Annotated in this window: 22 protein-coding genes; 13 read left to right on the forward strand and 9 right to left on the reverse strand. The window is 61.2% G+C overall.

Features of this window, described 5'->3' with window-relative positions; genetic code table 11:
* Positions 1-40: 40 nt before the first annotated feature.
* Positions 41-1,042: a DNA topoisomerase IB gene (locus J2X53_RS06305; protein ID WP_349036624.1), complete on the reverse strand. Its 1,002-nt coding sequence runs from the start codon at positions 1,040-1,042 to the stop codon at positions 41-43.
* A gap of 238 nt (positions 1,043-1,280) precedes the next feature.
* Between J2X53_RS06305 and J2X53_RS06310 the strand changes: the two genes are divergently transcribed.
* Positions 1,281-2,312, forward strand: a complete 1,032-nt coding sequence (locus J2X53_RS06310) for a sensor histidine kinase (protein WP_349036625.1) — start codon at positions 1,281-1,283, stop codon at positions 2,310-2,312.
* A gap of 354 nt (positions 2,313-2,666) precedes the next feature.
* Positions 2,667-3,470 carry a Ku protein gene (locus J2X53_RS06315; protein ID WP_349036626.1) on the forward strand — a complete coding sequence of 268 codons (804 nt, stop codon included), beginning with the start codon at positions 2,667-2,669 and terminating at the stop codon, positions 3,468-3,470.
* A gap of 1 nt (position 3,471) precedes the next feature.
* Here the strand turns inward: J2X53_RS06315 and ligD are convergent, their stop codons facing one another.
* Positions 3,472-5,982, reverse strand: coding sequence for a DNA ligase D (gene ligD, locus J2X53_RS06320; RefSeq protein ID WP_349036627.1), 2,511 nt, complete (start codon positions 5,980-5,982; stop codon positions 3,472-3,474).
* 4 nt (positions 5,983-5,986) lie between these two features.
* Complete coding sequence (locus J2X53_RS06325; protein WP_349036628.1) at positions 5,987-6,823, reverse strand: Ku protein; 837 nt, start codon at positions 6,821-6,823, stop codon at positions 5,987-5,989.
* Positions 6,824-7,000: 177 nt separating this feature from the next.
* Between J2X53_RS06325 and J2X53_RS06330 the strand changes: the two genes are divergently transcribed.
* The 6 genes from J2X53_RS06330 (at position 7,001) to arsJ (ending at position 13,084) form a co-directional block, all read left to right on the forward strand.
* Positions 7,001-8,035, forward strand: a complete 1,035-nt coding sequence (locus tag J2X53_RS06330; RefSeq protein ID WP_349036629.1) for an ABC transporter substrate-binding protein — start codon at positions 7,001-7,003, stop codon at positions 8,033-8,035.
* The gene (locus tag J2X53_RS06335) at positions 8,032-9,072 is read left to right on the forward strand and encodes an iron chelate uptake ABC transporter family permease subunit (protein ID WP_349036630.1); all 1,041 of its coding nucleotides are present in this window, start codon (positions 8,032-8,034) and stop codon (positions 9,070-9,072) included. The genes J2X53_RS06330 and J2X53_RS06335 overlap by 4 nt, the downstream gene beginning before the upstream one ends.
* Positions 9,069-9,833 carry an ABC transporter ATP-binding protein gene (locus J2X53_RS06340; RefSeq protein WP_349036631.1) on the forward strand — a complete coding sequence of 255 codons (765 nt, stop codon included), beginning with the start codon at positions 9,069-9,071 and terminating at the stop codon, positions 9,831-9,833. Before J2X53_RS06335 ends, J2X53_RS06340 begins: the two co-directional genes overlap by 4 nt.
* Before the next feature lie 112 nt (positions 9,834-9,945).
* On the forward strand, positions 9,946-10,800 hold the full coding sequence (locus J2X53_RS06345; RefSeq protein WP_349036632.1) for a metalloregulator ArsR/SmtB family transcription factor: 855 nt from the start codon (positions 9,946-9,948) through the stop codon (positions 10,798-10,800).
* A 5-nt stretch (positions 10,801-10,805) separates the two neighbouring features.
* Complete coding sequence (locus J2X53_RS06350; RefSeq protein WP_349036633.1) at positions 10,806-11,816, forward strand: ArsJ-associated glyceraldehyde-3-phosphate dehydrogenase; 1,011 nt, start codon at positions 10,806-10,808, stop codon at positions 11,814-11,816.
* The gene (arsJ, locus tag J2X53_RS06355) at positions 11,813-13,084 is read left to right on the forward strand and encodes an organoarsenical effux MFS transporter ArsJ (RefSeq protein WP_349036634.1); all 1,272 of its coding nucleotides are present in this window, start codon (positions 11,813-11,815) and stop codon (positions 13,082-13,084) included. The genes J2X53_RS06350 and arsJ overlap by 4 nt, the downstream gene beginning before the upstream one ends.
* A gap of 205 nt (positions 13,085-13,289) precedes the next feature.
* On the opposite strand, the gene J2X53_RS06360 is transcribed toward arsJ, so the two are convergent.
* The 6 genes from J2X53_RS06360 to J2X53_RS06385 all read right to left on the reverse strand — a co-directional run bounded on the left by J2X53_RS06360 (position 13,290) and on the right by J2X53_RS06385 (position 19,194).
* Entirely contained in the window at positions 13,290-14,165 is an 876-nt protein-coding gene (locus J2X53_RS06360) for an acyl-homoserine-lactone synthase (RefSeq protein WP_349036635.1), read from the reverse strand.
* Between the two features lie 105 nt (positions 14,166-14,270).
* Complete coding sequence (locus tag J2X53_RS06365) at positions 14,271-14,978, reverse strand: autoinducer binding domain-containing protein (RefSeq protein WP_349036636.1); 708 nt, start codon at positions 14,976-14,978, stop codon at positions 14,271-14,273.
* On the reverse strand, positions 14,979-15,491 hold the full coding sequence (locus tag J2X53_RS06370; protein ID WP_349036637.1) for a helix-turn-helix transcriptional regulator: 513 nt from the start codon (positions 15,489-15,491) through the stop codon (positions 14,979-14,981).
* A gap of 170 nt (positions 15,492-15,661) precedes the next feature.
* On the reverse strand, positions 15,662-16,507 hold the full coding sequence (locus J2X53_RS06375) for an alpha/beta hydrolase (RefSeq protein ID WP_349036638.1): 846 nt from the start codon (positions 16,505-16,507) through the stop codon (positions 15,662-15,664).
* Between the two features lie 8 nt (positions 16,508-16,515).
* Positions 16,516-17,982 carry an NAD-dependent succinate-semialdehyde dehydrogenase gene (locus J2X53_RS06380; RefSeq protein ID WP_349036639.1) on the reverse strand — a complete coding sequence of 489 codons (1,467 nt, stop codon included), beginning with the start codon at positions 17,980-17,982 and terminating at the stop codon, positions 16,516-16,518.
* 12 nt (positions 17,983-17,994) lie between these two features.
* Entirely contained in the window at positions 17,995-19,194 is a 1,200-nt protein-coding gene (locus J2X53_RS06385; RefSeq protein ID WP_349036640.1) for an iron-containing alcohol dehydrogenase, read from the reverse strand.
* A 240-nt stretch (positions 19,195-19,434) separates the two neighbouring features.
* Between J2X53_RS06385 and J2X53_RS06390 the strand changes: the two genes are divergently transcribed.
* From J2X53_RS06390 to J2X53_RS06410, 5 genes are read left to right on the forward strand one after another with little or no spacing between them, the layout of a single operon-like run.
* Entirely contained in the window at positions 19,435-20,124 is a 690-nt protein-coding gene (locus tag J2X53_RS06390; RefSeq protein ID WP_349036641.1) for a GntR family transcriptional regulator, read from the forward strand.
* The gene (locus J2X53_RS06395) at positions 20,121-21,683 is read left to right on the forward strand and encodes a sugar ABC transporter ATP-binding protein (protein ID WP_349036642.1); all 1,563 of its coding nucleotides are present in this window, start codon (positions 20,121-20,123) and stop codon (positions 21,681-21,683) included. The genes J2X53_RS06390 and J2X53_RS06395 overlap by 4 nt, the downstream gene beginning before the upstream one ends.
* Entirely contained in the window at positions 21,680-22,666 is a 987-nt protein-coding gene (locus J2X53_RS06400; RefSeq protein ID WP_349036643.1) for an ABC transporter permease, read from the forward strand. The genes J2X53_RS06395 and J2X53_RS06400 overlap by 4 nt, the downstream gene beginning before the upstream one ends.
* A 43-nt stretch (positions 22,667-22,709) precedes the next feature.
* On the forward strand, positions 22,710-23,672 hold the full coding sequence (locus J2X53_RS06405) for a substrate-binding domain-containing protein (RefSeq protein ID WP_349036644.1): 963 nt from the start codon (positions 22,710-22,712) through the stop codon (positions 23,670-23,672).
* Between the two features lie 57 nt (positions 23,673-23,729).
* Positions 23,730-24,317, forward strand: coding sequence for a DJ-1/PfpI family protein (locus J2X53_RS06410; RefSeq protein ID WP_349036645.1), 588 nt, complete (start codon positions 23,730-23,732; stop codon positions 24,315-24,317).
* The last annotated feature ends 96 nt before the right edge of the window (positions 24,318-24,413 follow it).

Genomic DNA, 24,413 nt, shown 5'->3' on the forward strand with positions numbered 1-24,413 from the left:
CGGATCGTCCATTGGCGCAACAGCAATCCGGGCCGCAAGATTACCGGCCGTTTCCGGTTGATTGCAGAAATGACAGCAGCCGCTGTTCATCGGCGCGCAATCCCCGCAACGCCGTCGGCTTGAGTGTGGCAAGCGACTGTTGGCGCTCTGCCGGATCCAGCACAGCAAGCTCAAGCACCGCCGGATGAATATAGGAACTGCGGCAGATAGCCGGGGTATTGTGCAGAACATCCGAAGCCGCCTGCGCCATCGCCTTTACCGTCAGGCGTGTGTCTGGCGGCAGGGTCTCTGCATAGGCATATGCCGCCAGTGTGCCGCCCCATGTCCGAAAGGTCTTGGCTGAGACCCCTTCGCCCATCACGGTGGCAAGCCAGTCGTTCACCTCGCCCGAAGTGACGGGGCGTGGCGCACCATCTGCGTCGACATAAGTGAAAAGCTGGCGACCCGGCAGATCGCCTACCGCTTGCAAAACCCTGTGCAACCTCTGGTCGCGCAACACCTTTCGCAGTCTCTTGCCGCCCTTGGCCGTAAAATCCAGGTGGACCCCGTCTTTGCCGATCCGCACATGCCGACGCAGCAGCGTGGTTGCGCCGAATGACGCATTCTGTGCCGCATATTCCGGATTGCCGATCCGCAGAAAGCTGCGGTCCAGCAGCAGGACCAGCGCCGCCACCGTGAAATCACGCCCGCCGGGGGCGTGGCGCAGGTCACGGTTCAGACGCGCACGCAAGGCTGGCAAAGCCATGGCAAAGGGGATCAGCCCGGCATATTTGGTGCTGGCCTGCGCCGCCTGCCAGTCCGGGTGATAGCGGTACTGCTTGCGCCCCCGTGCATCGCGGCCCGTCGCCTGCAGATGGCCGTCCTCGGTCAGGCAGATCCAGACATCGCTATAGGCTGGTGGCACGCCCAGCTTTTCAGCCCGCTGCCGCGCAGCTCCGGTCAGGCACCGGCCATCGGGGCCGACATAGCTGAAGCCCCGGCCCGCCCTTTTACGGCGAATGCCGGGGTCCTGATCCGAGACATAAACAAGGCTGTTCGCCATGACGGCTCCAAAACGATGGGTTGCGCCCCAGAAAACACACGGGCAAGCCAACAAGTTCCGGGGGGCGTTGCGGCCGATGCACTATCGCCTGCAATACACCCATGCCAGGCACCGAAAGCCGGAAAATCCGTTGTCGACGCATCGAAATACCCTTGTACAACTCACGGTTTCATTGGCATCTTTCAGAAGAATTTGGTTCTTCTGCCGCGTCAGGCATCGGAAAGGTCACGCCAGAGACATGGATACCGAACATGACTGGTCAATGGCCGAACAGGTCCGCACCTTCAACTGGAGCCGGACACCGCTTGGCCCGCGGGACCAATGGCCCGTTGCGCTGAAAATCACGGTTGATCTGATCCTCCGGTCCAGGTTCCCCAAGTGTCTGTGCTGGGGGCCCGAAATGATCACGATCTACAACGATGCCTTTGTTCCGATCCTTGGACAAAAGCCGTTCTGTCTGGGTCAGCCGTTCCACCGGATCTGGGCCGAAGCCTGGGACGAGATCGGCCCCTTTGCGCAAAGCGCGCTGGAAGGGGAATCGGTCTTTATCAAGAACTTTCCGCTGACCGTTGACCGGGGCGACGGCATGCGCGAGGGCTGGTTCACGTTCTGCTACAGCCCGGTCACGGATGAGACGGGCCGGATCTGTGGTTTCATGGATACCGTGATTGAAACCACCGGCGAGATGCTGGCCGAACGTCGCATCCGCCTGCTGAACGGCGAATTGCGGCACCGGATCAAGAATGCCTATGCCAAGGCCATTGCCATCGTGCGCCTAACTTTCCGACGCGCCACTTCGCCAAAAGACGCGCTGGATGCTGCAATCACCCGTTTGCAGCAACTGGATCAGGCTCAGCGCGCGCTGCTGGAAGATACCGGCGGCACGTTGGAAATCCGCGATCTGATTGCCGACGCCCTGGCCGGAAACCTGCAGGACGAGCGGCTTGTCATGCAGGGCCCGACCGTGACACTGGAGGCAGAGCAGGTCTTTGCCCTTAGCCTGGCCTTGGGGGAACTCGCCACCAACGCACAGAAATACGGGGCATGGTCGAATGCCACGGGACGGATTTACATTGACTGGAGCCAGACCGAAGGCCAGTTTCAGCTTGTCTGGCGCGAACAGGGTGGTCCTCCCGTCACCCCGCCCCAGACCAGCGGCTTCGGGCGTGATCTGATCGAAGCATCCTTGAGTCATGAATTCCGCGGCGAGGCCAAGCTGGAGTTTGCGCCGGACGGGGTAGAGTTCACGCTGCGGGCGCGATTGGATTGAACAGACAGCCGCCGCGACAGGCGGCACACGAAAAGTCATCCTTCCCTCGTCGCCAGAACAAATATTACCCCCCGCCAGATTGGAATTTGTCAGCGTCCCAACGCCCTCTCTACTGCGTGCCGGGCCCGTTTCAGCCTGCGTACGTCTAAACGCCATACTGACCAGCGCTGGCAGCAGCCGTCAGAACTGCTCCGGCAGGTGCGTTGACCCCGCAGTCAGATGCAGCTGGAACAAATGGCGCCTGATGGGGTTTGCAGCTGGATACCCGAGGATATGACATGGCCAAACCCTTCCAATCCGACGACCGCAGCCATCCGATACGGATCACCGCGCACATCAGTTGTTGAGGCGCAGATGGCCCCCCGCCCGTTCTGGAAAGGCTATCTGAAACTGTCGCTGGTCAATTGCCCGGTCACCATGGCCCCTGCCACCAGCGAGGCCGAAAAGGTCCGCTTCCACACCATGAACGCCAGCACCGGCAACCGGGTCATCAGCCGCTATATCGACAGTGTCACCGGCAAACCCGTGCGCGACGGGGACGAGGTAAAGGGCTATGCGCGGGGCGAGGATGATTATGTCCTGCTGGAAGATGATGAAATCGCCTCGGTTGCACTGGAAAGCACCCGAACCATTGATATTGACATGTTTGTTCCCGCCGACAGCATCGGCTGGATCTGGTATGACACGCCCCATTATCTCGCCCCCGCCGACCGCGTGGGTGAGGAGGCTTTCGCCGTGATCCGTGCCGCCATGGCCGAAACCGGAACGGTCGGCATCGCCCGGCTGGTGCTCTACCGCCGCGAACGCGCGGTCATGCTGGAACCACGGGGCAATGGCATCGTGCTTTGGACCCTGCGCTATGGCGATGAAGTGCGCGATGCGGCGGAGTATTTTGACAAAGCGGGAACGGAAAAGCCCAACACACAGGTGATGAAGCTGGTCAAACGGCTGATCGACGAGCGTAAAGAGCCGTGGTCGCCCGACATGGCCACAGACCCGGTGCAGAATCGGCTGCTGGATCTGATCGCCGCAAAGAAAAAGGGCCGCAAGCGCGCGCCAAAGGCAAAGGCCAGTGCCGATACCGCGCCGAAAGACAATGTTGTCAGCATCATGGATGCGCTGAAACGCAGCCTCGCAGCCGAGAAAAAGGGCAACTAGATCAGCGCTTCTTTTGCTTCAGGGGCGCTGCAGCTGCGCGGAAGTCCTCCCATGGATCGGCCGAAAGTCCGGCCAGCCGGGCGGGCAGGTTGGAAACGGTGTAATGAGCCGGCCCGATCTCTGGCCCCAATTCATCCCACGACAGCGGCGTCGATACCGCCGCCCCGGCACGCGCCCGTGACGAATAGGCCGCCACCGCCGTCGCCCCGCGCTGGTTGCGCAGATAGTCGATCAGGATCTTTCCCTTGCGCTTTGCCTTGGCCATCGTTGCAACATAGCGGGCAGGCGTATCAGAGGCCATCGCCGCAGCCATGCCTTTGGTGAATGCCTTCACCTCGGGCCATGGTGCATGCGGTTTCAGCGGGGCCACGACATGCAGGCCTTTGCCGCCCGATGTCTTGACGAAAGCGGCCAGTCCCGCATCCGTCAGACGCTGGCGCACCTCTTTGGCCGCCTCAATGATCTGCGGCCAGTCCACGCCTTCGCCGGGATCAAGGTCGAGGGTGATCATGTCCGGGCGCTCCCAGTCTTCCAGCGAGATGCCCCAAGGGTGAATTTCCAGCGCCGCCGACTGCACCAGACCGATCAGACCATCCAGACTGTCGATGCTGATCAGCGGATCACCCGGTTCCTTCGGGTCATCCACCAGCCGGATATTGCTGTTCAGCCCCTTCCACGCGTGTTTCTGAAAGAACGTCTGCCCGGTGATCCCCGTGGGGCAGCGCAATAAGGCCAGCGGACGATTGACCACAAAAGGGGCGATCCGCCGCCAGACCTGTGTGTAGTAATCGGCAAGCCCCTCTTTGGTGACCCCTGCTTCCGGCCAATAGATCCGGTCCGGATGCGTCAGCTTCACCTTGGGGCGCGGCACCGGCTTTGCAGGCTTCACCGTGTCAGGGGCGGCCTCGCGGCGGATTTCGGTTGCAGGCTTGTCTTCACGCAAGCCCCGAAAGGCAGCATGGCGCAGGTGGCCGTCAGCCGTCCAGGCGCGGAACTCGACCTCGGCGACCAGCTCCGGGCTCACATAGCGCACCTGCCGCGCCTGTTCGGCTGTCACCGGTTTGGCAAAAGGGCTGTGTGCGCTGCCAATCCGGTCCAGCCGCCGGAACAGATCCTGCGCCACGCGCGCCGAAAATCCGGTGCCGACCCGCCCGACATGGATCAGTCTGTCAGCCTCATAGACCCCCAGCACCAGTGAGCCGATGGCATTGCGCGCGGCGGTAGAAGGCATATAGCCGCCGATCACAAACTCCTGGCGGGCCGAGCATTTGGATTTTACCCACGCCTTGCCACGCCCTTCGCGATAGGGGCTGTTCCGCGTTTTCGAGATTATCCCTTCAAGGCTCAACCGACAGGCATGCCGCAGAACGGTGGCCCCCGTTTCCTCGAAATGCGCGCTGTAGCGCAAGGGGCCGGCAGCATCGGTCAGAATGTGTTCCAGCATCGCTTTGCGTCGGGTCAGCGGCAGGGGCCGCAGGTCGTAGCCATCAAGATGCAGAAGATCGAAGCCGTAGAACAGAAAGCGGTCGGCGCGGCCCTCGCTCAGATCAGCCTGCAGGGCCGAGAAATCCGAGGCGCCATTGCCGCCTTCGACCACCACCTCCCCGTCGATCACCGCCGCTTTAACCGGCAAGTCCCGCAGAGCAGCAGGCACATCCTGACCAAAGCGGTCGGTCCAGTCCAATCCGCTGCGGGTCAGCAGCTTTACCTGTCCCGCGTCGATCCGCGCCTGAAGCCGGTAGCCATCAAACTTGATCTCATGCAGCCACCGGTCACCGGTTGGCGCGGCGCGCGCGAGTGTCGCCAGCATCGGCGGGATGAAATCCGGCAGGCTTTCCCGCTTTGCGCCTTTGACCTTTGCCGGGTCAGGCGGGGCGGTTTCGGTTTCTTCCTCCGGCACGGGTTTCGCGCGTTTCTTCGGCACCGGTTTCGATGGCAAACCCTGTGCCTCTCCGGCGATTTCGGGAATGTCGCGTCCGGTTTTCACTGACAGCGGCAGCTCTGTCAGAATATCCGGCGCATCGTCGGGCCGGGCGGCATCATCAGACGCCTTGATCAGCAGCCAGTTCTCGCGCTTGTCACGCGGCTTGCCCTGCATGCGGATAAGATGCCAACGCCCCTGCAGTTTTTCGCCTGCCAGCTCGAATTCCAGATGACCCTTGACATAGCCCTTTGCAGCATCCCCGATCGGCGACCATGTACCCCGATCCCACAGCAGTACTGTGCCGCCGCCATATTCGCCTTTTGGAATGGTGCCCTCAAAGTCGCCATAATCCAGAGGATGATCCTCGACATGCACGGCCAGCCGCTTGTCACCGGCGACAAGGCTGGGGCCGCGCGTCACCGCCCAGCTGCGCAACACGCCGTCCATCTCCAGCCGCAGATCGTAGTGCAGACGGCGGGCATCATGTTTCTGGATGACAAAGCTGCGGCCCCGCTTGCTGCGCGTGCGGCCCTTCGGTTCCGATGTCGCGGTAAAATCGCGCTTCTGCCGATACTTTTCCAGCGCCATGATTTCACCCTGCCTTGCGCTTTGGCGCAGGTTCTGCACGGGATTTTCGGGCAGGTTTGTCTTGCGCGCCCAGCGTCGCGCTTGCGCGCAGCGCCTCCATCAGATCGACGACCTTTTCGCGCTTTTCGGCTGGGCGTGGCCTGATCTTGCGCCCTTCGGTCTTGGCCCGGACCAGGTCTTCCAATGCTGTCTCATAGCGGTCATCAAACGCAGCGGGATCAAATTTACCCATCTTGGTGTCAATGATGTGCCGGGCCAGATCCAGCATCTCGGTCGCGATTTTTGGCGTGGGAATATCCTTGAACGCCGCCTCTGCAGACCGGACCTCATAGTCGAAATTCAGCGTCGTTGCGACCAGCCCCGGCCCATGAGGGCGGATCAGAACTGTCCGCATACGCCGGAACAGCACGGTGCGCGCGATGGCAGCCACATTCTTTGCAGACATACCATCCCGGATCAGACCAAAGGCCTCTTGCCCGGACCGATCTGTCGGGGCCAGATAATACGGCTTGTCGAAATAGACATTGTCTATCTCGCCGCAGAGCAGAAAGGCATCAATGGCCAGCACCTTGTCGCTCTCTGGCACGGTCGCGGCAATATCTTCCGGATCAAGCAGAATATGTCCGCCATCCGAAACCTCGTATCCCTTGACCTGATCTTCCCGCGCGACCGGCTTGCCTGTTTCCGCATCGACAAACTCGCGCCTTACCCGGTTGCCGGTGGCCCGGTTGATGGTGTGAAAGGCCAGCCGGTCCGAGGTTGAGGCCGCCGTATAAAGCGCGACCGGGCAAGTCACCTCGGCAACTTTCAGCGTGCCCTTCCAGTTTGCGCGCGGTGCCATGGTTTCCGTGCCCCTCCGCTTCCGGTTTACGGTGGCACAACCCGGTAGCGGGCCGATTGTTCCGGTTCCGTCGCTGCCCGCTTACTGGCACCGCGATTCCCGATAAAAACACTCTTGATGTTCACCCATCTCCGGTCTACGGCAATCAAACTGTTTTTGTCAGAATTGGAAAGACCCATGCGGACCAAAAGCCTTGTGGCGCTCAGTGGCCTTGCCGCCGTCGTTTTTGCCTCTGCCGCGCTGGCAGAGCCGACCACCTATCCCCTGACCATCGAGAATTGCGGGCAGCAGGTCACCTTTGACAAAGCCCCCGAACGCACCGTCGCCCTTGGCCACAACAGCGCCGAGATCCTGTTCCTGCTGGGGCTGGAAGACCGGATGGCGGGCACCGCATTCTGGCCGAACCGGGTGCTGCCAGAGCTTGAGGCCGCCTATGACAAGGTCGACGTTCTGACGGTGGAGTTTCCGACGCTGGAAGCGGTTCTGTCCAAGCAACCCGATTTCGTCGCGGCGATGATTGTGACGCTGATGGGTCCCGACAGCAAAGTGGCCAAACGCGAGGATTTTGCAAATCTTGGCATTCCGACCTATCTGTCGCCCAGCGCTTGCTCCACGGTGGCAGACACCAAGAATGCGGCCGGCAGCAAGGCAACCAGTGTTTACGGCATGCGGGAAGATCTCTGGTCCATGGACCTTATGTATCAGGAAATCGACGACCTTGCGCGCATCTTTGACGTGCAGGATCGAGGGCAGGCTCTGATAGAAGACTTCAAACAGCGTGAGGCCAGATTGCGGGCGGAATTTGCCAAGCGCGAGGATCTGACTTTTCTGTTCTGGTTCTCTTCCCCGTCGCCCGCAGATGACGCCTATCTGACCGGCGGCAACGGTCCGTCGGCCTATATCGCCGATCTTCTTGGAGGGTCCAACGCCCTGAAGACCGAGGCAGAGTGGCCGGCCCTTGGTTGGGAAGGCATCATGGCCGCCAATCCGACAGTCATCGTCGCGGCCCAGGTTGACCGTAAACGTTGGGGTCTGGACGAGGCGCAGAACAAGATCGACTTTCTCACCAACGATCCGGCAGTCAGCCAGATGGAGGCGGTGAAAGCAGGCAGGATTGCCGTGATCAGCGGGGCATCCATGAACCCTTCGATCAACACGATCTATGGCGCCGAGAAACTGGCCGAACAGCTCAAGACCTTCGATCTGAAGTGAGCATCGCGGACGACAAAGAAGCCGGGGCGGGATGGCTTGCCATTTTCCTGGCGCTTGCCCTGATCGTTCTTGCCGTCGCGGTCGCTCTGGCGGCCGCGATTGGCGATTACAGCATCGGGGTCGGTACGGTGTTTCTGGCCGTGACCAACGGGCTTGGCCTGACGGCCGCTGACATCCCGCCGATCGAGCAAAGTGTGGTCTGGGATCTGCGGCTGAGCCGGTCTTTGGTCGCAGCACTGGCCGGGGCCGGGCTGGCAATCTGCGGTGCGATCCTGCAGGCGCTGTTGCGCAATGCACTGGCCGAGCCATTTGTGCTGGGTGTCTCCGCCGGGGCCTCGACCGGGGCGGTGGCGGTGATCGTGCTGGGCATCGGGGCGGGCAGTGTTTCGCTTTCCATGGGCGCGTTTGCCGGGGCATTTGCTGCCTTTGCGATGGTCGCGCTGCTGTCAAATGGCGCCACAAGCGGGCCGAACCACACGATCCTTGCGGGCGTCGCGGCGTCGCAGCTGTTCAACGCGCTGACCTCGTATATCGTGACCACCTCTGGCAACGCGCAGCAGGCGCGTGATGTGATGTTCTGGCTTTTGGGCAGCTTTGGCGGTGTACGCTGGCCGGATTTTCAGTTGCTGGTCGTGGTTGTGTTTATTGGCCTTGCGATCTGCCTTCTGATGTCGCGGTCGCTGGACGCGTTTACCTTTGGCGACGAGGATGCAGCGGCCCTTGGTGTGCCGGTGGCGCGCATCCGGCTGATCCTGTTCGGCGTGACGGCAATGATAACCGCGACAATCGTCAGCATGGTGGGCACGATCGGCTTTGTCGGGCTGGTGGTGCCACATGCCGCGCGTTACATCGTGGGGCCAATGCACCTGCGTCTTTTGCCCGCCTGCGCGGCGGTCGGTGCCATATTTCTGGTGCTGGCCGACATCGCCTCACGCGTGGTGGCAGAACAGCAGACCATTCCCATCGGGGTCGTCACGGCAATGGTTGGCGTCCCGTTCTTTGCCATCATTCTTTACCGCGCAAGGCCGCAACAATGAGCATATCCGCACATAATCTGGTCTGGGGTGTGCGCCGCAAGACCATCGTTGCCGACGTGTCACTTACGGTTGCACCGGGCGAGACGCTGGGCCTGATCGGACCCAACGGATCGGGCAAGTCGTCGTTGTTGCGGCTGCTGGCCGGGCTGAAGCAACCGCTGTCCGGCCGGGTCGAAATCCTTGGACAAGACATTGCCCGCGTCCCGCGCCGCACGCTGGCGCGCCAGGTGGCCTTTGTCCAGCAGAACGCCGCGACCGACACCAACGTGTCTGTGCGCGATGTCGTCCGGCTGGGACGCACCCCGCATCGCTCGGCCCTGGCCGGCTGGACGGCTGCGGATGAAGCTGTCGTTTCCGCCGCGCTGGAACGGGTAGACATGACCGGGCACCGCGCGCAGGCATGGCAAACGCTGTCTGGTGGCGAGCGGCAGCGTGTTCACATCGCCCGCGCCCTGGCACAGTCGCCGAAAGTGATGTTTCTGGATGAACCGACAAACCATCTGGACATTCACCACCAGATCGAAATCCTGCGCATGGTGCGTGACCTAGACCTGACGAGCATCATCGCACTGCACGACCTTAACCTTGCCGCGATGTTTTGCGACCGGATCGTGGTGTTGCAGGCCGGGGCGGTGGTGGACTGCGGCACACCCGATGCTGTGCTGACCGAAACCCTGTTGCGCGATGTGTTCCGGGTCAATGCAGAGGTCTGCGCCGGGCCCGTTGCCTGCCAACCGCATATCCGCTTCAAAGCGGCCTGACCGGACTGGCGCGATACACCGGATCACCCGGACGCATTTCGCAGATCGGAGCATGTCAGCCGTCATGAAACCTTCATTGGACGCACAAAGACAATTCCTTTAATCGGGAATTATGGAACAAAATCGCGCCGCTCATGCTTTTGCCACCCTCGGCCACCCCGGCCGGCTGGCCGTCTTTCGCCTGCTGATGCGCTTTGCCCCGCAAGGCGTGCGCCCGACCGAGATCGCCGAAGCGCTTGGCCTGAAGCAAAACACCTTGTCGCACCATCTGGCTGACCTGACCGCCTCGGGCCTTGTCACGGTCACGCGCCGAGGCCGGTCGCTTTTCTACTCGGTCGATATCGACGCGACAGAGGGATTGATCGGCTATCTCGCCCTCGATGTGGGGCGCGCGCGCCCTGATCTCCTTGCCACCCTGCTCTCTCCTCAAAAGGATACCGCACCGATGACCGCCCCCCATCGTGACACCGACTTTGACGTGCTGTTCATCTGCTCGGGCAATTCTGCCCGCTCAGTCTTTGCCGAAGCGCTTTTGCGCGATCTGGGCAAGGACAAGTTTCAGGCCTTTTCCGCCGGAACACGCCCCAACACCCAGCTGAACCCCTTTGCGCTGGAGATCCTTGAACGCAATGGCCACGACACGTCCGGCCTGCGCTCAAAGCATATCTCCGAATTTCAGCAGCCCGGCTCCATCGTGATGGATTTCGTGTTCACGGTCTGCGACACGGCGGCGGCAGAGGAATGCCCGCCATGGCCGGGCCAGCCGATCACCGGCCATTGGGGCCTGCCAGACCCGGTGAAAGCCACCGGCACCGATGCTGAAAAGGCGCTGGTCTTTGCCCAGACCTACGCCGCGCTGCGCCGCCGGATCACGGCCTTTGTCGCACTGCCCTTCGAGGGACTCAGCCGGATGTCTCTGCAATCCAGTGTGGATGCCATCGGCACCGACGCGCAAGCAAAGGCCTGATCCGCATGAGCCCTCGCATTGCCCTGAACGGCCTTGGCCGGATCGGAAAACTGGTGCTGCGCGACCTGATCGACACGGGTGCGTGCGGTGACATCGTCCTGATCAACGATCCTGTCGGCGATACCGAACAGCATGCGCTGCTGATGGAGTTCGACTCGGTCCACGGTCGCTGGCGCACATCTGTCAGTCATCACTCCGGGGCGTTGGTGCTGAACGGCCAGACCATTCGCCTGACGCATGAGAAAACCATCGAGGCGTTGCCGCTTGCGTCACTGGGCGTCGATCTGGTGATCGACTGCACCGGCGTCTTCAAGACCGCTGCAAAGGTCGCGCCTTACTTTGCCGCCGGGGTGCAGAAGGTGATCGTCTCTGCCCCGGTGAAGGATGGCGGCGCGCTTAACCTTGTCTATGGGGTGAACCATCACCTTTATGACGGCGCGCAGAACCTTGTCACCGCCGCATCGTGTACCACCAACTGCCTCGCCCCGGTGGTAAAGGTGATCCACGAGTCACTTGGCATCCGCCACGGGTCCATCACCACGATCCATGATGTCACCAACACCCAGACCATCGTGGATCGCCCGGCCAAGGACATGCGCCGCGCGCGGTCCGCCCTGATGAACCTGATCCCGACAACAACCGGCAGCGCAACGGCGATTACCCTGATCTACCCGGAACTTGCAGGCCGGCTGAATGGCCATGCGGTGCGCGTCCCGCTGCTGAACGCATCCCTCACTGATTGCGTGTTCGAGGTAGAGCGGGCGACCACAGCCGAAGAGGTGAATGCGCTCTTTGCCGCCGCCGCCGAGGGCCCGTTGCAGGGCATCCTGGGGTTCGAGACCCGGCCGCTCGTTTCCTGCGATTTCATCAATGATCGGCGCTCTGCCATCGTCGATGGGCCGTCCACCATGGTGACCAACGGCACGCAGGTAAAGATCTACGCCTGGTATGACAACGAATGGGGCTATTCCTGCCGCCTTGCTGACATCACGCGAATGGTGGCGGGTGCGCTGTGACCATCGCCGCGCAACAAATCTGCCCGCCGCCCAACCCGCTGCGCGCCTATGCGGCTGTCACCGCAGCCTACTGGGCTTTCATGCTGTCAGACGGCGCGCTCAGGATGCTGGTGCTGCTGCATTTCAACAGCCTGGGATTCACACCCGTGCAGCTGGCATGGCTGTTTCTGCTTTACGAGGTGGCGGGGATCGTCACGAACCTTGCCGCCGGCTGGCTGGCCGCACGTTTTGGACTGGCGGCCACGCTATACGGTGGGCTGGCCTTGCAGATCGGGGCGTTGGTGGCACTGGCGCAGCTTGATCCGTCCTGGGGTGTCGCAGCCTCGGTAGCCTTTGTGATGGGGGTTCAAGGTGTCTCGGGCGTGGCCAAGGATCTGGCCAAGATGTCCTCAAAATCCGCGGTAAAGGTGCTGGCTCCGAAAGAGGACGGTGGCCTCTTTCGCTGGGTCGCACTGCTTACCGGCTCAAAAAACGCGGTCAAGGGGCTTGGCTTTTTCCTCGGCGCGGTCGTTCTGGCACTCGCAGGGTTCAAGGCTGCTGTCTGGGGCATGGCCGGGATACTCGCCGTGATCCTGATCGCGGTCGTCTTGTTCCTGCCTGCCGGACTTCCCGGTCGGATGAAAACAGACGAAGCGTGGGGCGGCTGGCGGTCAAAAGATGCGCGGGTGAACCGGCTGAGCCTTGCTCGCATGTTCCTGTTCGGTGCGCGCGATGTGTGGTTTGTCGTCGGCATTCCAGTCTATTTCCAGTCGGTGCTGTCGGACGGTACTGCCGAGGGTCGGCGCGAGGCGTTCTTTCTGATCGGCAGTTTCCTTGCGCTCTGGATCATCGCCTATGGCGCGGTGCAGGCCTTTGCCCCCCGGTTGTTGGGCGCAAAGGGCCAGCCCGAAGCCGAAACCACCCGCAAAGCGATTTTCTGGGCGGGGCTTCTGGTGCCGATCCCTTTCGGTCTCGCTGCCGCTGCGTGGGTGGCGGGCGGGCCTGCCCCCTGGCTGACGGCGGTGCTGATCGGCGGGCTGCTTCTGTTCGGCTTTGTCTTTGCCGTAAACTCCTCGGTCCATTCCTACCTGATCCTGGCCTTTGGATCGGCCGAACGGATCACGCGTGACATGGGATTTTACTACATGGCAAACGCTGCGGGCCGACTGATCGGCACGCTCCTCTCGGGTCTCAGCTACCAGATCGGCGGCCTTCCCCTTTGCCTTGCCACCGCAGGCATCATGGCACTGGCCAGCTGGCTGGCAGCGCGACGGCTGAACTTCGCCTGAGCAGCGGACCCAGGATCAAAACGACGGCGGTGCCGTGGCAACAGCCACGCCCGCCAGTCATGGCCTGCCGTCAAGCACATTGGCCCCAACATCTGATGCAGGTCATCGCTTAAACCAACCGGCACTCAGCCGGTCAGGACACCATGACATTCTGGCAATCAGACCGGCTGCCGCGTCCCATCATCCTGTCCCACAACGGCTCCGGTCAAGACACCAGCTGATGCATGGCGGGGTGGATGCGTTGGCGTACCAGAACTTCGACAAGACGCAGGGCAGCCGCGCGTTCAGCCTCGTTCAGTGCACTTTCGATCTGGGCGCGGCAATAGTCCTGAATGTCCTCTGACAGAACCGGCAGATCGGGTTCGTCCATCTCGGACAGGATGGCCATCCACTCCGACTCATCTGCGGTCACCGTGTCCATGGCGGCGTTGCGGGCATCCAGCAAGGCGCGCACTGATTCATCCGATGCAAAAACATCGTGGTCGATCCCGGCAAAAGCGCGGACGCGGTTGATGCGTTCTTCGGTGCAATCCAGAAGTGCTGCCATCGCCGGAACCTTGCCCATCTGTTTGGTAGAGCCGACATAATCATATGGCGCGTTATCCGACCGCTTCAGCACGCGGTTCACCACCGGGTCGATCACGGTGATGATGTCGGAAATCCCCGAGCGGCGGGCATATTCCAGCGAGCCGATCATCAGCTCACAGGTCGCCAGCGACACTGCCTTCATCGTATTGCCATCGCGGCACAGCCGTTGGGTATCAACGCAAAAGCGGGTCGATTCCCACAACGTCGCGCTGCGCAGCGGCGGCTCGCCATCCAGCAGCACCTGAAACACATCCGACAGCATATGCGGGCCGGTGGTCTGAAGCGCACGGACGCACGAGACGACATGGCCTTCATCATCCAGACCAATGACATAGGCCGGGTCCAGCCTGTCAAACTGGTCAATCTCCCGCCCGTTGATGATCTCGACTTCCCATCCCAGACGGTCGCCGAAAACCCGTGCGCGCAACTGAAACATTTCGTCCAGGAGATCGCCAAAACGATCTTTGTTCAGCGCATCAATCACTATGATCATTTTCGTTGTTCCCTGACATGTGTGGTCTTTTCTACATGTCAGGGTAACCTGAGCGGCATGGGCAAGACTATGAGGGGAATCCCGTAAAATCGTCGCCATCTGACCCTAAAGCGGGTAGATCAGCCCCAGCATGATGGCGCGGCCCACTGCCTGAGGCGTGGTCAGGGCATACAGCTTTTCGCGTCCCGACCGCAGATGCACCTCAACCGTGCGGTGCGAAATGCCAAGGATGTCACCGACATCCTGCTGCGACTTGCCTGCGGCGATCCATTGCAGAATCTCGCGCTCGCGCGTGGACAAGGTCGGGTAGCGCAGAGCGCGTGACACCGCATCTGACCGCATCACAGTGTCATGCACATGCACCGCCACCGATTGCAGGTCCGGCAGGATATGGGCTGACAGCTTGTTCCACTCTGCAATGCTGCAATCGCGGGTCACGCTGAGCATGCCGATATCGCCATAAGGTCCACGCACCGGAATGGTCAGCCCACGGTCGGTAATGCCGAAATCGCAGGCGTCGCGAAAGGTCTTGTCAAAACCCGGCGTGCGTTCCAGCCGTTGCCAGTCAACCGGCGCAATCGACCGGCTGGCGACCAGCAGCGTGGGGTCAATCCGGTGCAGGCCATTTTCGGCGTAATGGCGTTTCCACGGCTCGGGATAGTTTACATAGCCATGGACAGCACCCGAAATCGGGTTGGTCCCCGCATATGCCGCATGATCAAGTTCAAAGCGGTCGCAGATCTGATCAAGGAACGTGACAAAACTATCCGCCTGACGGGACTCGCTGCCAAGATCAATCAGCTCTGCACTCACCTAGCCCTCTCTTGCCACTTCCGGCCAAAAGACATTGGAAGCGCGCATCGGTTTCACCACCCGGTGCCGTTGATCCGCCATGGATTGCGCCATACTCAGCATTGTATCCTGCTGCCGGTCCGACATGCGTTTGAAATGAGCCAGCATCTGAGACTCACGCGGGGTCAGCACCTTTCGCGAGTCGGCGCGCTCATCTTCGCCTGATTGGTCCATGCCTTCGAAAAATGCGGTAACCGGAAGGTCCATGGCTTCCGCGATCTGAAACAACTGTGCTGCCGCGACCCGTGCAGCACCCGTTTCATAGGCATCTATCTGCTCGGGGCCGACCCCCAGGCTTTGGGCAAGATCAGCCTGGCTGATGCCACGAACCCAGCGAAACTGCCGCATTCGACGCCCGATAAAGAAATCCACATTGTTCATACTGCGCGTCACCATAAAGAACTGCTCCTCTTTAAGGCTTATAGCATCTTGGACGCAATCAACCAATGGATGATTGCCGTCAAAAACCCTCATGCGGTTCTATCTTTGGGCATCAGTGCCGGCCAGTGGCAACCGGACAGCAGGCTGCAGCCTTTCGCCTGTTGACTCACCTGCGTTGAATCACCTGCCCAGCAGCGATTTCTTTGCCTTGATCCGGGAAGGAGACGGCACCCGGCACCTATGTGCCGGTGTCTTGACGGGCCCTATCCCGCTGTCATGTCTGACAGAATACCGCCAAGACCGCAGGAAGGATCGGCAAGGGCCAGCACAATGCTCAGGTGGTTCAATCCCGGCTCCTCGCGCAAAGTGCAGGATTGGCCGTTGTGACCATGAAGCGCCGCGAAGGCGCGGGCCTGATCATGAAACGGCGCGGTTTCCAGCGCGCCACGGGTGATGATTCTGGATGGCACCGGTAGCTGGGTGGCGGTCAGCGGCGACCAGTCGCTGGCTTCGGTTGCTGTCATTTCTGCTTCATGCTTCAGAAAGCTGGAAGGGATTCCTGACAGATCATAAACGCCGCTGACCATCAGGATAGAGCGGACAGCCGGAAGCCTGGGCAGAGCCTCGGGCCCGGACGACTCTTGTGGACCATAGGCGGCAAGGTAGCTGGCAAGATGCGCGCCCGCCGAATGCCCGCTGACGGTAAAGCGCGCGGGATCGGCGCCAAGTGCGGGGGCCATGGCCACTACATGCCGGGCAGCGCGACGGACTTGTGCCACGATCTGCCCCAGCCGGGTCGATGGCATCAGATCATAGGTTACAATGACCGCCACGCCACCCACCGCATGTACCGGGGCTGCGACAAGGTGGTGATCGGTTTTGGACCCCGACCGCCAATAGCCACCGTGGATGAACATGTGCAGCGGAGCCCCTTTGCGCATGTTCGGTGGAAACAGAATATCCATCCGCGCACGGGGTTCCGGGCCATAGGCAACATCTGCCTGCACCGTGACCCGTGCGGCAAGTTCGCGTGACCTCGCCGCCGTTTCGGCCATCAGCGCATCAAAATCTGCGATGAAATCGCGGTTCCGGTACAGATCCTGTTCCATGCGCCCCCTTAGAAGTTTACCGCGAAATACTTCGGCTCCAGGAATTCCATGATCCCGGTGACGCCGCCCTCACGGCCGAGTCCGCTCTGTTTGACGCCACCGAATGGCGCGGCGGGGTCAGACATCAGGCCGCGGTTGATCGCGATCATGCCAGCTTCAATTCCCTTTCCCACCCGCAATGCACGCGAAAGGTCGCGCGAATAGACATAGGCAGCAAGCCCGTAGTCGGTGGCATTGGCAAGGCGGATCACCTGCGCCTCTGTCTCGAAACGGTAGACCGGGGCGACCGGGCCGAAAATCTCTTCATGGGCCATTTCGGCATCTTCCGGCACGTTCTCGATCACTGTGGGCGGATAGTAGTACCCCGGTCCGGGCAACGGGGCGCCACCGGTCGTGACATGCGCCCCGCCCGCGACGGCCTGACGGACGAGCCGGTCAATCTTTGTCACGGCCTTTGCCGTGATCATCGGCCCGACCTGCGTACCCGCTTGCGTGCCCGGACCGACGTTCAACGCCGCCATACGCTGCGTCAGCCCGGCGACAAACGCGTCGTGGATACCCGCCTGAACATAAAAGCGGTTGGCGGCGGTGCAGGCCTCGCCCGCGTTGCGCATCTTGGCGATCATTGCGCCATCCAGCGCTGCGTCCAGATCGGCATCGTCAAAGACCAGAAACGGCGCGTTGCCCCCCAGCTCCATCGAACAGGAAACAACGGTTTTCGCCGCTTCGGCCAGAAGGGTCCGGCCAACGCCGGTTGATCCGGTGAATGACAGCTTGCGCACCCGTGGATCGGCCAGCATGGCATTGACCACGGGGCCGGGCTGGCTGGTGGTCAGCACGTTGACAACCCCCGCCGGCACCCCGGCCTCGGCCCCAAGCCGGGCCATGGCATAGGCAGTCAACGGGGTTTCAGACGCAGGTTTCAGAATGACCGTACAGCCTGCGGCCAGCGCGGGGCCGATCTTGCGGGTCGCCATGGCGGCAGGAAAGTTCCATGGGGTGATCAGCACCGAGATGCCAATGGGGTCGTGATCCACAAGGATATGGTTTGCGCCTGACGGTGCATGGCGGAATTCGCCAGCGATGCGGACCGCTTCTTCGGCATACCAGCGGAAGAACTCGGCGGCATAAGCAATCTCACCCCGTGCATCTGCCAGTGCCTTGCCGTTTTCCAAAGATATCAGCACCGCAAGCTCTTCGGCATGGTCAGTCATCAGACCAAACCAGCGGCGCAGAATCTCGGCCCGCTGACGAGGGGGCATGGCGCGCCAGTCTGCGGCAGAGGCCTCGGCGGCATCAACCGCGCGCAAGGCATCACTGACCGAAGCATCCGCCACTTCGGCCAGACGCTCTGTGGTTGCAGGGTTCACAACAGGAATGCCGCGACCGGCATGCCAGTCGCCGCCAATGAAAAGGCCATGCGCATGCAGGGACGGGTCGGCATAGGAAGCAGCGGGATGTGGGTCGAGTGTCATGGTTTTTCCTTGTTACTGGATCAGACCGTGATCGCCGCTAAAGGCGGCGGTCAGAAGCCTGACCATTTCATCCCGCGCGATCGGCCGGGCGTTGTTCTGAATCAGCCGCTCAATGCCGCAGGCTTGTCCGGCCACCCAATCAATCTGATCCTCCGCCAGGCCAAGCGCGGCCAGAGTCGGTGGTATGCCGATTCGGGCAAACAGCGCGGCAATGGCGGGAATGACCTCATCCCCTGACGCAAGACCCATGGCGACGGCCATCTGCGTCAGTTCGGGGCCAATGACAGGGCGGTTCCATTCCATGACCCATGGCATCAGGCAGGCCACGCCTTGCCCATGCGCGGTATGGGTCAACGCCCCGACCGGATACTGAACGGCATGGGCCGCGCCAGTGCCGGCCACACCAAAGGCCAGACCGGCATATGTCGCGCCCATCATCACCTGCGCCCGCGCCGTCACGTTGGCACCATCGGCGCAGGCAGCTTCAAGCCCCTGCCATAACAGGGTTATTGCCAACAAGGCGAACTGATCGGAAATCGCATTCTTGCCGATAAAGACCCGTTCCTGCGTCAACCCATGTGTCACGGGCCGACGGGTTGCGGTGAATGCCTCGATCGCATGTGTCAGCGCATCGGCCCCGGCGATGGCCGTCAAACCGGGCGGGCAGGTCAGGGTCAGATCGGGGTCGCAGATGGCAATTGTGGGAATGAGATGCGGGCTGGAAATGCCGACCTTCAGACTGCGTTCGGCGTCGGACAGCACGGCAACGGGAGTGACCTCTGATCCGGTCCCCGCCGTGGTTGGCAGCACGATAAGGGGCAGGATCGGGCCGGGAACCTTCAGCTCTCCGTAATAGTCCTGTGGCTTGCCGCCATGCGACAACAGCAGGGCAACGCATTTGGCCATATCAAGACAAGACCCGCCCCCGATGCCAATGATCAGATCAGGGTCAAAGCTGCGGGCAGCCTGAGTGGCGGCATTCACAGAGTCTACCGGCACATCTGGCAGCGTGCCGCTTTCGACCCGCACGGCCAGCCCGGCCGCTTGTATCTCCGCAATCAGCGACAGAAATTCCGCATCTTTTGCCAGCCGTTCATCTGTGACAACCAGAGCGCGCTTTCCCAGCCGCCCCGCGACTGCGCCCAGCGCCCGGCGTTGGCCGGAGCCGAAGATAACCTCACGCGGCCCCCTGATCGTGCCGAAATAATCCATGGACTTGCTTCTCCCCTTCGCCTCAGACAGCCCGCAGGCCCCGCCATTTGTTCAGCACAGGTCAAACAGACCGGTGCTGCCGGTATCGTGCTAGCCCTTCTTGTCCTGTGACGCGGTGCCCAGCTCCTTACGACGTATACCGATCATATATCAGATCGTATATGATATTGTGTTTGACATTCGATATTCTATTTGTCAGTCATTGGCACGTGTCAAGTCGAAGATGCAAAGGTGAGACGGATGGGAATCGCGGCAAGTCGTACAGCAGAGAAGGCGGCTTCGGTGCGGCCGGTCAGTGTGGTGGATGGCGTTTACAACAATATCTACGAGCGCCTGATGTCGCTGGAGATCGCACCGCGTGCGCGCATTCCCATTGATGTCATTGCGCGGGATCTGAACGTATCGCAAACCCCGGTGCGGGAAGCCTTGTCGCGTCTGGAACGTGAAGGTCTTGTGCTCAAGGAGCATCTGATCGGCTATTCGGCCGCCCCGCAACTGACCCGGAAACAGTTTGATGACCTCTACACCTTCCGCCTCCTGCTGGAGCCGGAAGGCGCGCGGCTTGCCGCCCAGAACATGACCCCAGACGCGCTGAAACTGCTGGAAGAAGCGGCTGCCGATATGGGCCATGGCGCGCCGCCAGTGGACCGGACCAGCCGTTACTCGCGCTTTGCACGGGCGGATGCGTATTTTCACGACGCAATCCTGAAGGTTGCCGGGAATGACGTGATCCAGTCCACACTGTTCAATCAGCATGTGCATCTGCACATCTTTCGTCTCATGTTCCATACCCGCGTCACGCAGGAAGCGCTGGAGGAGCATGAAAACTTGCTCGCTGCGTTCCGAGCGGGCGATGCGGGTGCCGCCGAGACCGCAATGCGGGAGCATATTTTGCGCTCGCGCGACCGCCTTTTGTCTGCTTTCGAATGATGGGTCAGGCTTTGCCCATAGCGGGTGCCGCAAGCACCCTGCCTGCCACCCCGGTTCCGGCAATGCGCGCCACGGGGTTGGGCAAAGCCTATGGCCCGATCACTGTTCTGTCCGATGTGGCGCTGGATATCCGGGCGGGCGAGGTTCACGCCATCATTGGTGAGAATGGTGCCGGTAAATCCACGTTGATGAAACTGCTGTCCGGTCATGTCCTGCCCACGACCGGGCATCTGGAAATGGCGGGTGAGCCGGTCGCCTTTGCCGATGCGGTTGCTGCCGAGGCTGCGGGTGTCGTTCTGGTGCATCAGGAAATCCTGCTCGCCAGTGATCTGACAGTGGCCGAGAACCTGTTTCTGGGCCGTGAACTGACACGCGGCTGGATGGTCGATGACCGCGCGATGAACCACCGCGCGGCGCAGATCCTGTCGTCGATCGGCGCGCGGTGCCATCCACGCGACCGGGTCGGCAACCTGCCGCTGGCACAGCGGCAGCTGGTGCAGATCGCCCGCGCACTACTGGAACCGCGCAAGGTTGTTGTCTTTGATGAGCCGACCGCGGTTCTGGCAAATGACGAAGTTGCCGCACTTCTGGCCGTGGTGCGCGGCCTGCGGCAACAGGGTACGGCTGTTCTGTATATCTCGCACCGGCTGGATGAGGTTGAGGCATTGGCCGACCGCATCACCGTGCTGCGCGATGGCCGGATGATCGGCACTTGGCCCGCGTCAGGCCTGACGCAACGCGAAATGGCGGAACAGATGGTCGGGCGCAAGCTGGACATGCTTTACCCGCCCAAACGCCCAACTCCGACGGGTGACGCGCTGTTGCAGGTCACCGATCTGTCGGTTGATCATGGTGCGGTGCAGGGCAGCTTTTCAGCCCGTCCCGGCGAAGTGCTGGGCATAGGTGGCATGATCGGTGCCGGCCGGACAGAGCTGTTCGAGGGTTTGATGGGGCTTCGGCCATCACAGGGCCACGCCCGCCTGAATGGCGTGGCTATGTCCCATCGGTCGGTTGGCACATGGCAGGCGGCCGGGCTGGTCTACCTGACCGAAGACCGAAAGGGAAAGGGCCTGCTGCTTGACGAACCGCTGGCCCCCAATCTGACGCTTCAGGCACTCGATACGGTTCACAAGCGCGCAACGCTGGATCGCCGGAAAGAAGGCGCCGCCCTGGAAAAAGCCGTCGCAAGTTATGACATCCGGGTCCGGTCCCTGCATCTGGATGCGGGGCAACTGTCGGGCGGCAATCAGCAAAAGCTGTTGTTGGCCAAGGTCATGCTGACGGACCCTTCGGTGGTGATCATCGACGAGCCCACGCGCGGCATCGACATCGGCAACAAGAACCAGATCTACGAATTCATCAATCTTCTGGTGCGGGCGGGCAAGGCCTGCATCGTGATTTCGTCTGAGCTGCCCGAACTGGTCGGCCTGTCTGACCGGGTGCTGGTGATGCGTGCAGGGCGCATCGTGGCCGAGCTTTCGGGCGATCAGGTCACCGAACAGAACGTGGTCTATGCCGCCACCAGCGGATCGGCGCAGGCCGGAGGAGGAAGAGCATGACTGCAACAGTTCTGACCGAAGGCACAGCCGTGCCGCGCCGCATTCGTTGGGCCGATATGGGGCCGTTCATCGCGCTTGCCATCGTGATTCTGGTGGGCGTGATGCTCAACTCCAGCTTTCTGAGCGGCACGAATATTGCAAATGTGGTCACCCGGTCTGCCTTTGTGGCGATCATCGCCGTGGGGGCCACCTTTGTCATCTCTTCCGGGGGCCTGGATCTGTCTGTCGGGTCCATGATGGCCTTTGTCACCGGCATCATGATTCTGGCGATGAACCGGCTGGAACCGTCGATGGGGGCAAATGCCATCTGGCTGGGTGCGGGGATCGGGCTTGTGGTCGGGGCGCTGTGCGGATTGCTGAACGGTCTGATTGTGACCGTCGGCAGGATCGAACCATTCATTGCAACCTTGGGCACGATGGGGATCTTTCGGGCGCTGATCACCTGGATGTCGGATGGCGGATCCATTCCCATCGACCGCGCCCTGCGCGAACCTTACCGCCCGGTCTATTTCGGCAATGTTCTGGGCGTTCCCCTGCCGGTCATCCTGACGCTGATCGTGGTTCTGATCGGGGCGTTCATCCTGTACCGCACGAAATATGGCCGCCGCTGCATGGCTGCCGGGTCCAACGCCGAGGTTGCACGGTTCTCGGGCGTGTCAGTGGCGCGGGTCCGCACGATGGCCTTTGTCATTCAGGGCATCTGCGTTGCGATTGCCGCGATCTGCTACATCCCCCGGCTTGGCGCAGCCACGCCGACAACGGGGCAATTGTGGGAACTGCAGGTCATCACCGCAGTCGTGATCGGCGGCACCGCTCTGCGCGGCGGCAAGGCGCGGGTCTGGGGCACGGTCGCCGGGGCCCTCATCCTTGAGGTGATCGCCAACCTGATGGTGCTGTCAAATATGGTGTCCGAGTATCTCGTCGCGGCGGTTCAGGGGGTGATCATCATCCTGGCGATGCTGGCCCACCGCTTCATCAAATAGCCGTCCGGGAGGGACGGAGACTTTCAAAGGGAGGAAAACGACAATGACGTTCATCAACAGACGGGCGCTTGGCCTGATTGCGGCAAGCAGTCTTGCGGCGCTTATGGCAACCACCGCAATCGCGCAGGACAAAAAGATCATCGCGGTGTCGATTCCGGCGGCGACCCATGGCTGGACCGGCGGCGTGGTTTACCATGCCGAGCAGGCGGAAAAGGAGATCGAAGCCGCGTTTCCAAATATCGACGTGATCGTGAAAACATCACCCTCTGCCACAGCGCAGGTTTCGGCGCTGGAAGATCTGGCTGCGGCACAAACGCTGGATGCGCTGGTCATTCTGCCCTTCACCTCTGAAGAGCTGACCGGGCCGGTGGAGCAAGTGAAGGCAAATGGCACCTTTATTGCCGTCGTTGATCGCGGCCTGACCGATCCGTCGATTCAGGATCTGTATGTCGCGGGCGACAACATCGCCGTGGGTGCCAACACCGCAAAATGGCTGGCCGACAAGCTGGGCAACGAAGGCAAGGTCGTTGTGCTGCGCGGCATTCCGACCGTCATCGACGATGAACGTATTCAGGGTTTCACTGACGTTATCAAAGGCACCAACATCGAGATTCTGGATATCCAGTATGCGAACTGGAACCAGGATGAAGCCTTTACCCTGATGCAGGACTATCTGGCCAAGTATCCGCAGATTGACGCCGTCTGGGCCAATGACGACGATATGCTGTTGGGTGTTCTTGAGGCTGTCAAACAGTCAGGCCGGACCGAGATCAAATACGCTCTCGGTGGCAATGGCATGAAAGACGTGATCGAGATGGTCATCGCGAATGATCCGATGACGCCAATCTCGACCCCCTATCCGCCATCAATGATCAAGACCGCGATTTACATGGTTGCGGGCCAGTTCACGGGTCAGGCCCCGATGCGCGGCAGCTTCAAACTGGACGCCCCGCTGATCACGCCTGAAAACGCTGATCAGTTCTACTTCCCCGATTCACCATTCTGATCCTGCCGGGGCGCCCTGAAAAGAGCGCCCCGGTCTGTCCACGAACAGGAGATTAAAATGCCCGGCAAAAAAATCCTCATGCTCTGCGGTGAGTTTACCGAAGAATATGAAATCTTTGTCTTCCAACAAGGGATGGAGGCTGTTGGCCATACCGTCCACGTCATCTGCCCCGACAAGAAAAAGGGCGAGATGATCCAGACATCCCTGCACGATTTCGAAGGTCATCAGACCTATATCGAACGCTTCGGCCACCTTGCCGAAATCAACAAGACGTTTTCCGAGGTGGTGCTGGACGAATACGACGCCGTCTATTGCGCCGGCGGGCGCGGGCCGGAATACATCCGCACCGACAAACGCATTCAGGCCATGGTCCGGCACTTCCACGAGACCAAGAAACCGATCTTCACGATCTGCCACGGTGTTCAGATCCTGATCGCCGTTGACGGCGTGGTGCGCGGCAAAAAGGTCGCCGCTCTTGGTGCCTGTGAGCCCGAGGTCACCTTGGCAGGCGGCACCTATATCGACGTAAAGCCGCATGAGGCTTATGTCGATGGCTCGATGGTCTCGGCCAAAGGCTGGACCGGGCTGGCCGCCTTCATGCGCGAATGCCTGAAGGTTCTGGGCACGCAGATTACGCACAGCTGATAAATTCTGCAGGAACTGCCCTTGCATGACACGGGTCGGACGGGGCGCAAACGACAGACTGCGGATCAGGTTTCTGCTGAAACATGATCCGCAGCG

This window comes from Pseudotabrizicola sp. 4114, assembly GCF_031457365.1.
GTDB lineage: Bacteria > Pseudomonadota > Alphaproteobacteria > Rhodobacterales > Rhodobacteraceae > Pseudotabrizicola.

Excerpts from the sequence above, each read along its gene's own strand:
- J2X53_RS06315 (WP_349036626.1), top strand. The coding sequence starts at position 2,667 with ATGGCCCCCCGCCCGTTCTGGAAAGGCTATCTGAAACTGTCGCTGGTC.
- J2X53_RS06360 (WP_349036635.1), bottom strand. The coding sequence starts at position 14,165 with ATGATCATAGTGATTGATGCGCTGAACAAAGATCGTTTTGGCGATCTC.
- J2X53_RS06305 (WP_349036624.1), bottom strand. The coding sequence starts at position 1,042 with ATGGCGAACAGCCTTGTTTATGTCTCGGATCAGGACCCCGGCATTCGC.
- J2X53_RS06340 (WP_349036631.1), top strand. The coding sequence starts at position 9,069 with ATGAGCATATCCGCACATAATCTGGTCTGGGGTGTGCGCCGCAAGACC.
- J2X53_RS06410 (WP_349036645.1), top strand. The coding sequence starts at position 23,730 with ATGCCCGGCAAAAAAATCCTCATGCTCTGCGGTGAGTTTACCGAAGAA.
- J2X53_RS06380 (WP_349036639.1), bottom strand. The coding sequence starts at position 17,982 with ATGACACTCGACCCACATCCCGCTGCTTCCTATGCCGACCCGTCCCTG.
- J2X53_RS06310 (WP_349036625.1), top strand. The coding sequence starts at position 1,281 with ATGGATACCGAACATGACTGGTCAATGGCCGAACAGGTCCGCACCTTC.
- J2X53_RS06350 (WP_349036633.1), top strand. The coding sequence starts at position 10,806 with ATGAGCCCTCGCATTGCCCTGAACGGCCTTGGCCGGATCGGAAAACTG.
- J2X53_RS06390 (WP_349036641.1), top strand. The coding sequence starts at position 19,435 with ATGGGAATCGCGGCAAGTCGTACAGCAGAGAAGGCGGCTTCGGTGCGG.
- J2X53_RS06325 (WP_349036628.1), bottom strand. The coding sequence starts at position 6,823 with ATGGCACCGCGCGCAAACTGGAAGGGCACGCTGAAAGTTGCCGAGGTG.
- J2X53_RS06395 (WP_349036642.1), top strand. The coding sequence starts at position 20,121 with ATGATGGGTCAGGCTTTGCCCATAGCGGGTGCCGCAAGCACCCTGCCT.
- J2X53_RS06345 (WP_349036632.1), top strand. The coding sequence starts at position 9,946 with ATGGAACAAAATCGCGCCGCTCATGCTTTTGCCACCCTCGGCCACCCC.
- J2X53_RS06375 (WP_349036638.1), bottom strand. The coding sequence starts at position 16,507 with ATGGAACAGGATCTGTACCGGAACCGCGATTTCATCGCAGATTTTGAT.
- J2X53_RS06385 (WP_349036640.1), bottom strand. The coding sequence starts at position 19,194 with ATGGATTATTTCGGCACGATCAGGGGGCCGCGTGAGGTTATCTTCGGC.
- J2X53_RS06370 (WP_349036637.1), bottom strand. The coding sequence starts at position 15,491 with ATGAGGGTTTTTGACGGCAATCATCCATTGGTTGATTGCGTCCAAGAT.
- J2X53_RS06330 (WP_349036629.1), top strand. The coding sequence starts at position 7,001 with ATGCGGACCAAAAGCCTTGTGGCGCTCAGTGGCCTTGCCGCCGTCGTT.
- ligD (WP_349036627.1), bottom strand. The coding sequence starts at position 5,982 with ATGGCGCTGGAAAAGTATCGGCAGAAGCGCGATTTTACCGCGACATCG.
- J2X53_RS06400 (WP_349036643.1), top strand. The coding sequence starts at position 21,680 with ATGACTGCAACAGTTCTGACCGAAGGCACAGCCGTGCCGCGCCGCATT.
- J2X53_RS06405 (WP_349036644.1), top strand. The coding sequence starts at position 22,710 with ATGACGTTCATCAACAGACGGGCGCTTGGCCTGATTGCGGCAAGCAGT.